The 12,686-nt window shown below is 47.2% G+C and carries 11 protein-coding genes; 3 read left to right on the top strand and 8 right to left on the bottom strand.

What is annotated here, in order from left to right; translation table 11 throughout:
- Positions 1 to 355 precede the first annotated feature (355 nt).
- Together C170_RS00795 and C170_RS00790 are read left to right on the top strand one after the other, a co-directional pair.
- Complete coding sequence (locus C170_RS00795; RefSeq protein ID WP_036605798.1) at positions 356 to 1,258, top strand: LysR family transcriptional regulator; 903 nt, start codon at positions 356 to 358, stop codon at positions 1,256 to 1,258.
- A 30-nt stretch (positions 1,259 to 1,288) separates the two neighbouring features.
- Positions 1,289 to 2,098, top strand: coding sequence for a histidinol-phosphatase (locus tag C170_RS00790; protein ID WP_036605797.1), 810 nt, complete (start codon positions 1,289 to 1,291; stop codon positions 2,096 to 2,098).
- A gap of 473 nt (positions 2,099 to 2,571) precedes the next feature.
- Here the strand turns inward: C170_RS00790 and C170_RS00785 are convergent, their stop codons facing one another.
- The 6 genes from C170_RS00785 to C170_RS00760 form a co-directional block, all read right to left on the bottom strand.
- Positions 2,572 to 3,204, bottom strand: coding sequence for a GNAT family N-acetyltransferase (locus tag C170_RS00785; RefSeq protein ID WP_051446915.1), 633 nt, complete (start codon positions 3,202 to 3,204; stop codon positions 2,572 to 2,574).
- 168 nt (positions 3,205 to 3,372) lie between these two features.
- Positions 3,373 to 4,104 carry a metallophosphoesterase family protein gene (locus tag C170_RS00780; protein WP_036605796.1) on the bottom strand — a complete coding sequence of 244 codons (732 nt, stop codon included), beginning with the start codon at positions 4,102 to 4,104 and terminating at the stop codon, positions 3,373 to 3,375.
- A 57-nt stretch (positions 4,105 to 4,161) separates the two neighbouring features.
- Complete coding sequence (locus C170_RS00775) at positions 4,162 to 5,136, bottom strand: metallophosphoesterase (protein ID WP_036605795.1); 975 nt, start codon at positions 5,134 to 5,136, stop codon at positions 4,162 to 4,164.
- 175 nt (positions 5,137 to 5,311) lie between these two features.
- On the bottom strand, positions 5,312 to 6,076 hold the full coding sequence (sdhB, locus tag C170_RS00770; protein WP_036605794.1) for a succinate dehydrogenase iron-sulfur subunit: 765 nt from the start codon (positions 6,074 to 6,076) through the stop codon (positions 5,312 to 5,314).
- A gap of 535 nt (positions 6,077 to 6,611) precedes the next feature.
- Positions 6,612 to 8,354 carry a succinate dehydrogenase flavoprotein subunit gene (gene sdhA, locus C170_RS00765; protein WP_036605793.1) on the bottom strand — a complete coding sequence of 581 codons (1,743 nt, stop codon included), beginning with the start codon at positions 8,352 to 8,354 and terminating at the stop codon, positions 6,612 to 6,614.
- Positions 8,355 to 8,397: 43 nt separating this feature from the next.
- Positions 8,398 to 9,066: a succinate dehydrogenase cytochrome b558 subunit gene (locus C170_RS00760; RefSeq protein ID WP_036605792.1), complete on the bottom strand. Its 669-nt coding sequence runs from the start codon at positions 9,064 to 9,066 to the stop codon at positions 8,398 to 8,400.
- A gap of 295 nt (positions 9,067 to 9,361) precedes the next feature.
- On the opposite strand from C170_RS00760, the gene C170_RS00755 reads away from it, so the two are divergent.
- Positions 9,362 to 10,291 carry a LysR family transcriptional regulator gene (locus tag C170_RS00755; protein ID WP_036605791.1) on the top strand — a complete coding sequence of 310 codons (930 nt, stop codon included), beginning with the start codon at positions 9,362 to 9,364 and terminating at the stop codon, positions 10,289 to 10,291.
- Positions 10,292 to 10,345: 54 nt separating this feature from the next.
- Here the strand turns inward: C170_RS00755 and C170_RS00750 are convergent, their stop codons facing one another.
- On the bottom strand, positions 10,346 to 11,017 hold the full coding sequence (locus tag C170_RS00750; RefSeq protein WP_017692455.1) for a potassium channel family protein: 672 nt from the start codon (positions 11,015 to 11,017) through the stop codon (positions 10,346 to 10,348).
- A gap of 54 nt (positions 11,018 to 11,071) precedes the next feature.
- On the bottom strand, positions 11,072 to 12,391 hold the full coding sequence (locus C170_RS00745) for a TrkH family potassium uptake protein (RefSeq protein ID WP_036605933.1): 1,320 nt from the start codon (positions 12,389 to 12,391) through the stop codon (positions 11,072 to 11,074).
- Positions 12,392 to 12,686: the final 295 nt, after the last annotated feature.

Raw genomic sequence — 12,686 nt, 5'->3', positions numbered from 1 at the left:
CGTTAAACCATGTGTACTATAATTTATCGTCATCCGTGGGGCAAATGTTTATAGCTGATTCTAGCGAATAAACAGCGCTTTTCACTTCTTTTGAAGAAAGCTTTTCGTTCATTGTGCGTGGCAAAAGGCATTTAGGACTTTATTACTGCTTCTCACAACTGTAAAAAAAATCAAATTCTTGTATTCGCGTTTTTTTCACAGTCTCTTGAACTACTTTTGATCCTGATAATTACCTTCATTGCTCTGCTGTCCTGAATCACCTATAATTTAAGATAACGGAACAATAACTAGTTACGGGATTACATCGAACCAAACACTACATAATCAAGAAATTTTGCCTGCAAGGAGGTCACCTATGAACATAAGCCAACTGGAGACACTAATTACCATTTCCAAAACGATGAGCTTCCGCAAGGCGGGAGAACTTCTGAACCTTACCCAGCCTGCCGTCTCGGCCCAGATCAAAAGTCTGGAGGACGAATTCAGCACCGTTCTTGTGGATCGGAACCAACCCGTTACCCTGACAGACCGTGGACAGGTATTCCTGGAGCACGCTGAACGGATGCTCGACATCGTTGATGAGTTAAAACAAAAATTGTCCGATCTCGATGAAACGCCTCAGGGACGTATCGTATTAGGCACAACAACTTCCATTGCTATTCAGATCTTGCCAAGGGTGTTATCCTATTTCCAAGATCAATTCCCGTTGATCAAAACCAGTATCCAATCCCTTCCCTCATCACAGATCTATACCCAGGTCGAAAATGGTCTGGTTGATATTGGTATCGGTTATCTCACGGAGCGTAATCCCAACCTGAATACATCTGTGCTGTACTATGACACATTTGAACTCGTGGTATCTCCTTCCCATCCGCTGGCGAAGAAAAAACATGCTGCAGTCGATGTACTCCGGAGTACACCATTGATTCTGCTGTCCCCTGATACCGTAGGACGAAGGTTTACGGAAACGATCTTCAAGAAACATAATATTGAACCTAATATTGTAATGGAGTTGTCGAGCAGCGAAGAAGTGAAACGGATGGTCGAGATTGATCTCGGGGCAGCTGTCATCTCCAAACAATCTGTTGCGCATGAGTTGCGTCAAGGTACATTGCGAATGATACCCTTAAGTGAGCTGGAGGTCAGTCACCCTGTTGGTGTCATCTATAAGTCCAGTCGATACCTTAACTCAGCAATGCAACAATTCATAAGTGACCTCAAAGGTATGCCGGAAACCCAATTCATCAGTTCAGAATGACAATGAGCCATGAGAAAGGAAGGATTCCATATGAAATTTGATCTTCATACACATCATTTTCGTTGTGGTCACGCAGACGGCAACATCCGCGATTATATAGAGGCAGGTATTAAGGCAGGACTTCAGGCCATCGGTATCTCGGATCATACGCCGTACTTTGGCAGTGAGCTTGAGCAGGCATTTCCCCGGATCGCAATGGGCAAGTCGGAATTGCAGCATTATGTGGAAGAAGTCCTTGCTTTGAAAGAAGAGTACGCTGGTAAAATCGATGTGCTGCTCGGCATTGAATCCGACTACTTCCCTGTTCATGCAGAATTGTACCGTACCACACTGGGACAGTATCCTTTTGACTATATTATTGGTTCAGTTCATCATACCGAGGATGTGAGTATCTTCAACAAAACCCGGTGGAATGGCCTAAGCAATCCTCGCAAAGTTGAAGTGAAAGAAAGCTATTATTCATTAATTCGGGAATCGGCTCGCAGCGGTATGTTCCAGATTCTTGGACATATTGATGCGATGAAAGGAAACTATCCACCTTTCTCCGATATTATCGCTGATCAGGCCATTGATGAAACGTTGCAGGTCATTGCAGAATCCAACGTAGCGATCGAAATTAACACATCTGGCAAAACCAAACTCAGCGGTGGCTGGTATCCCTCGGATGCCATTCTGGAACGCGCCCATCATTATGGAGTGAAGGTGACATTTGGATCGGACGCTCATAAACCACAGCGGGTTGCAGACGAGCTGGATGACGTTCGTACACGTCTCAAGGAGATCGGATTCACCGACTGGGTATACTTCAAGCAGAAACAGATGCAGGTTGTTCCACTGTAAAAAATAGCAAACTCAAAGGCCCCCACAGCGCGCTTGTTCACGCCGTGGGGGCCTTTTATTGCCCTATATAAGGAAATATAATTATATTTTACACGATAACGGAGAGGACAGAAATAACATGAAGAAGCGAAGCGGTCGCCTAAAAGCTTTCTGAAAGAAAGCTGCATCGGAAGCATACGCTATCCCCGGATTTCCCCTTCTAAAATATGGGAATCAAAAAAATCTGGGTATAACAGCGATCGGAAAGTTATTCTGTCATCGGAGTGGCCAGTGTAAATATTCCACAGTTAACTTATATGGACAAAAAAAATGAACCCGCTCGCGCGGGTCCCAACAGCATTATCTATTATCAAAAAGGGGGTCATGAGATAAGTTTACCCCCTGTCTGTTAGAGTTCAATTGCAACTATATTTCAATTGTGTAACAAATGATTGAAGTTCGATTCATTCACGTTTGACTACTCTTACTCTATGTCATTGCGGCTTGTCAGATACCAGGGTTTGCAGGTCTTTTTCCTGAAGCGGTCTGACGTATTGTTCCCGGTACATACTGTACACTTTAACATCCATCAGGGATTCGGATCCCTCGTCATCCTCATCATTCAGTCCGAACGAGGGAAGACTCCGCTCATAGGACATCCCTATTTTGCTTAGCACCCGTTGTGAAGATACATTGGCCTCATAACAACGTGCTTCCACCCTCCCCAGATGAAGATCGTCAAATCCAAACTGCAGCAGCCGCTGTACCGCCTCGGTAGCCACACCCCTGCCCCAACAGGACCTGTTCAGGATATAACCAATCTGTGCGGTACCATTCAGATCATTCCAGTGTTGGAATGAGGTGATCCCAATCACTTGTTCCTTGCCTCTCCAGCAGATCCCATAATGTAACGAATCCAGCTTGGCGCTGCTGCTCCGTATCTGGTTCAATAACCGTCTCGCTCGGATTGGCGTGGGCTGGCTTCCCCTATTCACATATCTTATGACTTGAGGATCGGTAAAGAGTTCCGATAATGTGCTGTAATCACTTTGACGTAATGATCGCAGGACAAGACGCTCTGTCCACAAAGCCGGCAGACCTTGAACCAGCATTTTTCGGGTAAGCATGACAATCGCTCCTTTTGCCTAAACGGGCTCTAGTCCGGTAAGACAAGCATGCTCTGATGATGATCCGGCGTAATACCATTTGAACTGATCCACGAACTTTAGTATTCGCATTTTAGTATTAATATATTGCATCATTCAATTCCTCACGCTAAAAGGTCCAGATGCTGACTACTCCTGCAGCCCGCGATAGATACCCGTACGAATCTCACGAATATAGAAATCCAATGCAGGAACATTCGCCGACTGTGCAACCTGTACTTCTCGCTCAATATCATAAGGCACCCGCACAAATTGAACATTGAACGGGGTATTGTTATCGTTGCTGTCTTCACCCTCCAGAATACAGTAGGAAGCCTGGGGAAGATCGAGTGGATTACCAACACTGCCTGCATTAAACAGTAACTTGCCGTTCATATACTGCAAGTATGCGTTATGCACATCCCCATAACCTACAACATCTGCAACACCTTGCTCAGGCTCATCAGCCGGAGGATCAAACATTGCCAACCTCTTTTCCATCGCGTCCCACGGCTGGACACGATGGTATACACTTTGAGGTGAAGCATGGACCAGACGGATGGTGCGACCGCTCAGTTGAAATTGATGACTGAAGGGTAGGCCCGCCAAGTACGCCAATCGTTCCTCACCCAGCCGTTCTGCTTGCCACGTAAAGTTCTCATTGTCTTGGTTAACCGCAACCAGTTCATCCCAATTGCCACGGATAACAAGTTCGCACGTTGCTCTCACCTGATCCACAACCTGTACCGGTTCTGGCCCCTTGCCCACGAGGTCACCAAGACAAAAGATTCGCTCCACGCCACGACTTCGGATATCTTTTAACACTGCTTCCCAGGCAGTCATGTTGCCATGAATGTCGGATACAATCGCAATTCTTTCCATCTGGATAACCTCCATTCATGTTGAATCCTTTATGTTTTATATTCATCTTATATTCTTTTATGTGGTTGATCCTTTAAGCTCAAAAACCGTTAATTCTGGTCTGCACAGAAAACGAATGGGCAGTTGAGTCATGCCAAAACCACGATTCACATACACCGGCATCTGTGTCTGGGTGGTGTAATATACCCCCTGGACATCCGTGTAATACAATCCTTGAACATACTTGTGTGAACCTCGCGGAGTTGTCAGTGCCCCGATCCAGGGAAAACGTACCTGTCCACCATGGCTATGACCGGAAAGTTGTAATCCGAAACCATAGGGAGTGGCAATGTCGGCATAATCCGGTTCATGCATAAGTAACAATTTCCACACATCATGATCCAATCCCTTGATAGCTTGGGCAGGATCAGGCCTGCCTGTAAGTGCGTCATCCAGTCCAGCTATGGCCAGACGTTCGCCCCCTTGTTCAATCACCACATGTTCGTTCCGTAACAAAGTGAATCCAGCTTCACGGAACATGGTTGTCACTTCATTCTGCTGTCCGCCCCGATAATCATGATTCCCCAAAACAGCAAATTTGCCATACTTCGCTTTCATGGAGGCGAGTACCGGAATACATTCACGCATCGGCTCTGCTTCCCTCTCGACGATGTCTCCGGTAAAACAAATCAAGTCCGGTCGCTGCTCCTCAATCGTTGCTGCCAGCTTTTTCAGCTCTTTCACCCCGGTATGAAAACCAAGATGGGCATCGCTGAACTGAACTACACGCAAACCCTCAAATGCCTTTGGAAACTTCGGAAGTTTCAGCTCTACTTGCTTGATCTCCAGACGACGCGGTTCCCATAACCAGGCATAACCTCCTGTAAGCAAACTGGCACCCGCTGTCATCAAAACCATGCGCAATAAGAAACTTCGGCGAGAGGGATCATGATCCTTTTCTTCTCCAGGAAACACAGACTCTTCTGCACCTGATGCTTTGTGCGAGCGCTGGGACGGCGAGTTGTTGCTGCCCTGACGCGGTGTCTCTGCCATATCTCCCCCTCCTTCTACGCTCTTAATCCATCCCCTTAGTATATCATATTCTGCATGGGTAGCCCGGTTCCTCTGCTTCATTACAAAAAGAAGCCGGGATCTCCGGCATGTTGCTGCACGGGATCACGACTTCTTCTAAGTTGCAGATTACACTTCTGCACATGTTATGACGAGATTATACACCCAACCAGCGTTTGAACATATGCTTGGTCGTTTGTTTGTTCATTTCGGCAATGGAGGTTGTCAGTGGAATGCCTTTTGGACAGGATTGCACACAGTTCTGTGAGTTACCACAGCCCTCGATGCCTCCGTCTTCCATCAACGCTTCCAGACGATCGTCGGCGTTCATCTCCCCTGTTGGGTGAGCGTTGAACAGACGCACTTGAGACAGTGCTGCTGGACCGATAAAGTCTGTTTTCTCATTGACGTTCGGGCATGCCTCCAGACATACACCACATGTCATACATTTGGACAGCTCATATGCCCACTGACGCTTCTTCTCAGGCATCCGTGGACCTGGACCGAGGTCATAGGTACCATCGATCGGAATCCATGCTTTTACTCGTTTCAGGGCGCTAAACATCCGGCTACGGTCGATGACCAAGTCACGAACCACTGGGAATGTCTTCATCGGTTCGATACGAACAGGCTGTTCGAGCTTGTCGATCAGGGCTGCACATGCTTGACGTGGCTTGCCGTTGATGACCATGGAGCAGGCACCGCAGACTTCTTCGAGACAGTTGGAATCCCAGCAAACGGGAGCAATGGATTTGCCATCTGTATTGACCGGGTTCCGCTGAATCTCCATCAGGGCGCTGATCACATTCATGTTGGGACGGTACGGAAGCTCAAATTCTTCGTTGTACGAAGATGACTCCGGGCTATCCTGACGGGTGATGATAAACTTGACGGTTTTGTTGGCTGTAGCTTGTTCCGCCATATCGTAGTCCCCTCCTCTGGTGACGATGATTGGTGTTGCTGATACGCAAAGTTACTGGTTTGGTGCACGGGAGACGCTTCGTCAGCGGAATGCCCCTCTGATCGCTGTTATCCCCGGATTTTTTTGATCAACCCTTCCCAGGGTTAAAATCCGGTGATAAAGGCGAGCGCTTCGCTTCTTCTGGGCATTTCCGCTTCCTCCGCTACGCCGTGCACTGGGTCACTTTGCTGGAAACTGCACTCCATTCATGCTGGAGGCAGTATTGAAGTGCTGAAGCATCGCTAGGCGCTTTGCTTCTTCTGGGTATTTCCGCTTCTTCCGCTATGTCGTGCACTGGGTAACTTTGCTGGAAAACTGCACTCCATTCATGCTGGAGGCAGTATTGAAGTTCTGAAGCATCGCTAGGGCTTTGCTTCTTCTGGGTCTTTCCTTCACTTTGATGGCAGTAACTTTGAAGAAGCTTTGCTTCTCCAAAGTTGTCCTGCCTCTTCGTTCAGGTGCTTAATATTTAACTTTATAAATAAATCCGTGATATTTAATCCTTGGAGTAATCCCGGATACGTGGTGGGATCAAGGATACGTCTACTGGCTCGTACGAGATTTTCGGGCCTTCCTTCGACCAGCTTGCGATGGTCGTTTTCAGGAACTCTTCATCATTACGTTCCGTGAAATCCGGTTTGTAATGCGCGCCGCGGCTTTCGTTACGCAGCAGTGCACCGAGAGTCATTGCTTCTGCCAATTCAATCATGTTCCACAGTTGGCGAGTGAATGCTGCGCTTGGGTTATTCCAACCGGAGCTGTCATACATGTTGATTTTGCCATAACGCTCTTTCAATTCCTTGATCTTGCCAATCGTGGCTTCAAGCTTGTCGTTGTAGCGCACAACCGTCATGTTGGCTGTCATCCACTCGCCAAGCTCTTTATGAATGACATAGGCATTTTCCGTGCCCTGCATTTTCAAGATGCCTTCGTACTTGTCGCTTTGTTGTTTGGTGTGTTTCTCAAATACGGAAGATGGGATATCAGCGGACGACTTTTTGAGTCCTTTGATATATTCAGCCGCTTTTGGTCCAGCCACCATACCACCATAGATCGCAGATACCAATGAGTTTGCACCCAGACGGTTCGCACCATGGTATTGATATTCACATTCACCAGCTGCGAACAGCCCCGGAATGTTAGTCATTTGGTTGTAATCTACCCACATGCCGCCCATGGAATAATGGACTGCCGGGAAGATTTTCATTGGGATTTTACGCGGGTCATCACCCATGAACTTCTCATAGATCTCAATGATTCCGCCGAGTTTAACATCCAGTTCCTTCGGATCTTTGTGCGACAGGTCGAGATAAACCATGTTCTCGCCGTTCACACCCAGACCCATATCTACGCAGACGCTGAAGATTTCACGAGTCGCGATATCACGTGGAACCAGGTTACCGTAGGATGGATATTTTTCTTCAAGGAAGTACCAAGGTTTTCCGTCTTTGTACGTCCAGATCCGTCCACCTTCACCACGCGCGGACTCAGACATGAGACGCAGCTTGTCATCCCCTGGAATGGCTGTTGGGTGAATCTGAATGAACTCCCCGTTTGCGTAATTTACACCTTGCTGATACACCGCACTTGCCGCTGTACCTGTGTTAATTACAGAGTTGGTCGTTTTACCGAAGATGATCCCCGGACCACCACTCGCCAGAATAACCGCTTCTGCAGGGAAGGTCTGTACCTTCATCGTTTTCAGATCCTGAGCCACGATCCCGCGACATACGCCTTCATCATCCAAAACTGCCTGCAGGAACTCCCAGTTCTCGTATTTCGTAACCAGCCCCGCCGCTTCCCAGCGACGTACCTGCTCGTCTAATGCATAGAGCAATTGTTGTCCTGTTGTCGCTCCGGCAAACGCCGTACGGTGATGCTTCGTTCCCCCGAAACGACGGAAATCAAGCAAACCTTCCGGTGTCCGGTTGAACATTACGCCCATACGGTCCATCAAGTGAATGATGCCAGGTGCTGCTTCGCACATCGCTTTAACCGGAGGTTGGTTCGCAAGGAAGTCACCGCCGTATACCGTATCGTCAAAGTGTACCCATGGGGAGTCACCCTCACCCTTGGTATTTACCGCTCCGTTAATGCCGCCTTGTGCGCATACAGAGTGGGATCGTTTAACAGGAACCAGTGAAAATAAATGAACATGGACTCCGGCTTCAGCCGATTTGATCGCCGCCATCAATCCCGCGAGACCGCCGCCCACAATAATTACATTCGTTGATGCCATTGCTGTTCACTCCCTTATAAGTCAGCATTTATACGCTAAATGCTTAAATTAGAACTGTTTTTACTGCGTCAATCATCGAAGTAGCTGTTTGGAAATCAATGCTCCGGAAAGCAAATAGTGAAGCAATAAACATGATGGAAACAATAGCGAACAAGCTCATACATACGTAAGAGGATACACGTTGCGCACGCGGACCAACCGTAATTCCCCAGCTAACAAGGAACGACCACAGACCATTGGCAAAGTGATATGACGCCGCAACCACACTGATCATATATATCGCAAAGGTTATCGGATTCGTCACCGCATCATGTATGACGCCGCCAATCTCTTCATGGGATACATTACCCAGCGCAATCTGTACTCGCGTCTCCCATACGTGCCAGATGACGAATACAAACGTAATAATACCGCTTACCCTCTGTAACGTGTAGCGCCAGTTGCGCTCATTACCGTAACGCCCAACGTTAGGCTTGGCCTGATAGGCAATGTAAAGACCATAAACACCGTGATAGAACAACGGCAACCAGATAAGTAATGCCTCAATTACAATAACAAGAGGCAAACCGTTCAGAAATGCAACGGCACCGTAAAAAGCTTCTTTGCCGCCTTCAACTGCCGTGAAGTTCGTCACCAAATGCTCAACAAAAAACAAACTGAGCGGAATGACGCCAAGCAAGGAGTGCAGCTTTCTGGAGTAAAACCCTTTCATAAAATGTCGATCCCCTTTCGCTAAATACAACGTTTTCATAAATGATTTCACTTATCATGACACGAATCCTTTTCCATGAAAAGGTTCGACAAATTGTTCCGTTTTCCCCAGGTGTGAACAACTTGTGTCACGGTTCATGTTACTCCATTTTTTCTTATAAGGGAATTGCAATATAATTATTAAATGTTATAACCTATAGGTATAAGCAGTGAAACATTGGGTTTACGGGCTATACAACATGGAAAACGATTGAGCAAGGGCAAGAATCACATTCATGGAAAAGAGGTTATGGTTCATGTTTGAGGAGTTAAACGCATTTGCAGTGGTCGTGGAGCAGTCCAGCCTCAACCGTGCATCCAAGTTACTGAACTTGTCCCAACCCGCACTCTCACGCAAAATTGCCAAATTGGAGGATGAACTCGGGGTTGCCCTGTTCCACCGCCGTGGCAAACGGCTGGAGTTAACCAGTGTGGGCCAGTTCACCTATACCTACGCTGTAGAACAGAAGCAGCAACAACAGAAGTTCCTCACCATGCTGGCCCAGTATAAAGACGAAGAACAGAGCACCATTACACTCGGAGCCAGTCTGACGACGCTTCAAACTACGTTACCACCTCTCGTCAATGCCTTTATGGAGAAACATCCAAATGCCGAACTGAAACTGTTGACGGGAAAAACACATGAGATTGTGTCGTTTGTGCGTGACAAAAAAGCCGATGTGGGCATTGTCGCCTCCTCCATCAGTGAAGTGGGACTTAACTGTGTGCCGCTCTTTGACGATCACCTGGAACTGGTTGTGCCGCTTACACACCCCTTGTCCGGTAAGGAAGCCGGGATGGAGCATTTGCAGGATCTGCCGATGATCACGTTCTCCAAAGGCACCTGGTATCGCAAATTAACGGACGATCTCTTCCAGCGCTGTGCCGTGATGCCGGATATTCGCATGGAGATTGATTCCTTCGAAGCGATCATCCGACTTCTGCCTTCCGCCAAAGCTGCTGCTCTATTGCCCAAGTCATATCTTCGTCCACAATTGCTCGCGGACAATGATCTTGTTTCTGTTCATTTGCCTCAATTACAGCAGACCCGCAGAACAACTTGTATGATCTATGGGGAAAAAGAGGACCTCAGCGAGACCTCCAGACAATGGGTCAAGGAGACGGCTGCACTCTTTACAGCAAAGGCGCCATTGCCCTCACGGAGGGCTACGACGCCTTTGCCTTGATCTGAAAAAGCCAGGCTCTAACGTCTGGCTTCCATATTTAACTCATGATAATTATCAGCTCTCTTGGCTGATAACCTCTTCTTCAAATCGGTCGATATCTGCATTATTACCAATAATGACCATGATATCCCCCATTTGAAGCGAATCCAGTGCTGTCGGAGCAATAATGACCCCGGCTTCTTTCTGTAACGCTACAATGCTGCAACCAAAACGTACACGTGCATTCAGGGTCGAAAGGGTTTTGTTGTGCAGACACGCGGGAACCTTCATCTCGACAATACTGTAATCATTGGATAATTCAATGTAATCCAGCAAGTTCGGGGTAACCAGCTGGTGGGCAACCCGAATGCCCATATCCCGCTCAGGATAAACGACACGATCAATCCCCAGTTTATCCAATGCGCGTCCGTGAAGGACGGATATGGCCTTGGCCACGACCGTCTTGACGCCCAGCTCTTTTAACAGAATCGCGGTGAGAATGCTCGTCTGAATATCATCCCCGATAGCAACGATACAGCAGTCAAAATTTCGAATACCCAGGGAGCGTAACACTTCCTCATCTGTGGCATCGGCTACAACGGCATGGGTGACCAATTCACTAATGTCTTCGACGACTTCTTCATTTTTATCGATCCCGAGCACCTCGTAGCCGAGTTCCATTAATTCCTGTGCCAGACTGGAGCCAAACCGCCCAAGCCCAATCACCGCAAACTGCTGTGTTTTCATTGTTCTTCACGAACCCCTTATCCAAATCAATTTCAAAACTCACTAAAAATAGATTTATCCAATAATCATTTTGCCTTCCGGATACCTGTATAACTCTTTACCCTTTTTCTGCCCAAGTGCATACGCTAATGTAATCGGTCCAAGCCTTCCAGCAAACATCGTAAAACAAATCAGGAGTTTGCCCAATGTAGTCAACTTCAGCGTTAGTCCAAGCGATAATCCTACAGTACCAAAGGCCGATGTCGTTTCAAATAAGATCATCATAAAACTGGCTTCTTCTGTGGTACTCAGTGCCATCGTTACAGCTATGATGAACAAAAGCGCCAGCAATGTAATGGTAAGCGCCTTGAAAATCCGTTCCTGTACAAGCCGATAGCGGAAAAACACGATATCTTCACGTCCACGCATCATGGCGATGACCGCTCCAGCCATAATCATAAATGTCGTTGTTTTGATCCCGCCTCCGGTAGAACCCGGCGAAGCACCAATGAACATCAGAATGATCATAAAGAACTGTGTTGCCTGTCTCAGCCCTGCAATATCTACCGTATTGGCTCCTGCTGTTCGCGGCGTAACGGACTGGAAGAATGAACCGAGAATTTTGCCACCCCAGTTCAGGCCACCCAGTGTCCGTGGATTGCTGAATTCAAATACGAAAATGACAAGTGCACCAAACACAATTAACAATCCAGTCATTAACAGTACAACTTTGGAGTGCAGAGACAGCTTCCGCGTTTTGCGGTAATCCACCAGGTCTGACAACACCACAAAACCGATACCACCAGAGACAATCAGGAACATTGCTGTAAAATTAACCAACGGGTCATACACATAACCGGTTAAACTGCGGAAATCCCCAAACATATCAAAGCCCGCATTGTTGAACATCGAGATCGCATGCCAATAGCCATAATAGATCGCCTGCCCAACCGGCATGTCGAACGACCAGCGGATGGCAAACAGTGTGCCACATATGCCTTCGATAATGAGTGAGTAGATCACAACTTTACGAATGAGCCGGACGATGCCCTCCATCGTGCTCTGATTCATCGCTTCCTGTAGAATCAACCTTTCCCTGAGCGAGATCCGCCGTTTGAACGCAATGGCAACCAATGTGGACATTGTCATGAAGCCCAGTCCGCCAATCTGAATCAGAATCGCGATCACAACCTGACCCAGCACCGAGAAATGAGTCCCTGTATCGACCACAACCAAACCAGTGACACAAACAGCCGAAGTTGCTGTAAAGAGCGCATCAATAAATGCAAGACTGTCACCGTTACGGTTGGATGCCGGAAGCATTAACAACAGTGTGCCTACCAATATAATGCCAGCAAACCCTAACACAAGAATACGGGGTGGCGATAATCGCATCCATTGCACATTCAGTTTCACTTGAGTATCTTCCACCTCTTCTAAAATGAAAATAACTCCACACCCGTGGAGCCTTCTTCATTTGAAATGCTGTTCCCAAACGTTAAACAAGTATGATTCAGATTAAAACGACATATATAATGAAGTTGGAATATATCCTATTCGTTCCCTTGTTGGGCGAAAGACATGCGAATCATTGCACATTTGTTTCAAAATTATAAGCGCTGCGACGTTTGTAGACAAAACGTTTTTTGTGTAAATCGGATCGAATTCAGCCAAAAAGGGAAGAACTCAG

The sequence above is a fragment of the Paenibacillus sp. FSL H7-689 genome (assembly GCF_000517905.1).
Classification (GTDB): Bacteria; Bacillota; Bacilli; order Paenibacillales; family Paenibacillaceae; genus Paenibacillus; species Paenibacillus amylolyticus.
Note: the sequence above shows the minus strand (reverse complement) of the source record. Positions and strands in the feature narration are given on the sequence as shown.

Coding starts and splice junctions, on each gene's coding strand:
- C170_RS00795 (WP_036605798.1), top strand. CDS start 356: ATGAACATAAGCCAACTGGAGACACTAATTACCATTTCCAAAACGATG.
- C170_RS00790 (WP_036605797.1), top strand. CDS start 1,289: ATGAAATTTGATCTTCATACACATCATTTTCGTTGTGGTCACGCAGAC.
- C170_RS00785 (WP_051446915.1), bottom strand. CDS start 3,204: ATGCTTACCCGAAAAATGCTGGTTCAAGGTCTGCCGGCTTTGTGGACA.
- C170_RS00780 (WP_036605796.1), bottom strand. CDS start 4,104: ATGGAAAGAATTGCGATTGTATCCGACATTCATGGCAACATGACTGCC.
- C170_RS00775 (WP_036605795.1), bottom strand. CDS start 5,136: ATGGCAGAGACACCGCGTCAGGGCAGCAACAACTCGCCGTCCCAGCGC.
- sdhB (WP_036605794.1), bottom strand. CDS start 6,076: ATGGCGGAACAAGCTACAGCCAACAAAACCGTCAAGTTTATCATCACC.
- sdhA (WP_036605793.1), bottom strand. CDS start 8,354: ATGGCATCAACGAATGTAATTATTGTGGGCGGCGGTCTCGCGGGATTG.
- C170_RS00760 (WP_036605792.1), bottom strand. CDS start 9,066: ATGAAAGGGTTTTACTCCAGAAAGCTGCACTCCTTGCTTGGCGTCATT.
- C170_RS00755 (WP_036605791.1), top strand. CDS start 9,362: ATGTTTGAGGAGTTAAACGCATTTGCAGTGGTCGTGGAGCAGTCCAGC.
- C170_RS00750 (WP_017692455.1), bottom strand. CDS start 11,017: ATGAAAACACAGCAGTTTGCGGTGATTGGGCTTGGGCGGTTTGGCTCC.
- C170_RS00745 (WP_036605933.1), bottom strand. CDS start 12,391: ATGCGATTATCGCCACCCCGTATTCTTGTGTTAGGGTTTGCTGGCATT.